The sequence below is a fragment of the Ferrovibrio sp. genome (assembly GCF_002796975.1).
Lineage (GTDB): Bacteria > Pseudomonadota > Alphaproteobacteria > Ferrovibrionales > Ferrovibrionaceae > Ferrovibrio.
The window spans coordinates 1-1,353 of the sequence record NZ_PEKV01000045.1 but is presented as its reverse complement, the minus strand read 5'-3'; the positions used below and the strand labels follow the sequence as shown (position 1 = coordinate 1,353).

Genomic DNA, 1,353 nt, shown 5'->3' with positions numbered 1-1,353 from the left:
CCCGGCAGACCAACCACATACTGCCCATCAACACTCTTCCGAAGCCACGATCCACTATCGCTTCCATCCCGGTCATGGTCAGCGCGTCACGATCGTCCGGTGTCACCGCTTTCGCGGCGAGGCCGCCTACGTCGTCGAGCAACCCGATGGATCGCTGACGCAACTACCCACCTGGATGACGGAGCCTGCGGCGGCCCTGCTGCGGCAAGTCTCCGACCCGGTCTTGCCGATTCAAGCACTGATCGAGCTTCGCGGTCTCGTCGACGCGGTCTTACCGTCTCGCCTACCGGAACCAACCCAGGGAGACGAGCGTGACGCCACGAAAGACCCACCAGTTCGATCTGTTCCAGAACACCGATGCCGCGCCGCCCCTGCCGGTTGCGATCGAAGCGGAGGTTTTTGCACTTCTGGTTCAGTTGCTTCAATTGATGATTCCGATCCTGGCGCGGGAGGTGGACCATGAGCAAGATCACTCCTGAGCATCTGGCGCGTCAGGCCCATGTTTACATTCGCCAATCCACTCTCGATCAAGTGCAGCACCACCGGGAGAGTCAGCGACGCCAGTATGGGTTGGCGGATCGGGCCCGCACGCTCGGCTGGGATGACGTCGTGGTGATTGACGACGACCTGGGCCGATCCGGCGCGGGCGTTCATCGTCCGGGCTTCGAGCGGTTGTTGGCGGCCTTGTGCGAAGGCGCGGTCGGCGCGGTGTTCTGCATCGAAGCCTCGCGTCTGGCCCGCAACGGCCGCGACTGGCACACGCTGCTGGAATTCTGCCGACTGGTCGATGCCCTGATCATCGACGAAGACGGCATCTACGATCCGCGCCAGCCCAACGATCGCTTGTTGCTCGGGATGAAGGGGACCCTCTCCGAATTGGAACTCTCCATCCTGCGCCAGCGGTCCCACGCGGCCCTGATGCAGAAAGCCCAGCGCGGTGAGTTGTTGACGACCGTGCCGATTGGGTTCCTGCGGGCCCGCAACGATCGCATCGAACTCGATCCGGACCGGCGCATTCGCGAGGCCATCGCGTTGGTGTTCCGCACGTTTCGCGAACTCGGCAGCATTCGCCAAGTGCTGATCTGGCTGCGGCAAGAGCGCATCGAGTTGCCCTCGGTGCAGTACGGCCCCGAGGGGCGCCACGTCGTCTGGAGGCTACCGGGTTACCAGATCCTCAACAAGATGCTGCGCAATCCGATTTACGCGGGGGCGTATGCCTACGGGCGCACCAAGACGGTCGTCCGGATCGAGCAGGGCCGCCAGCGAAACTTGAAGGGACGGCGGGTCGAGCAGCCCGACTGGCCCATCTTGATCCCCGAACACCACGAAGGCTACATTGGGTGGGACGAGTAC

2 protein-coding genes are annotated in these 1,353 nt (G+C 63.3%); both read left to right on the top strand.

Translation table 11 applies throughout. The features are described from left to right. Positions 1–311: 311 nt before the first annotated feature. Positions 312–479, top strand: coding sequence for a hypothetical protein (locus CTR53_RS21165; protein ID WP_290818492.1), 168 nt, complete (start codon positions 312–314; stop codon positions 477–479). Beyond that, a partial coding sequence (locus CTR53_RS21160; RefSeq protein ID WP_290818489.1) for a recombinase family protein occupies positions 460–1,353 on the top strand: 894 nt, incomplete at its 3' end. The genes CTR53_RS21165 and CTR53_RS21160, both read left to right, overlap by 20 nt.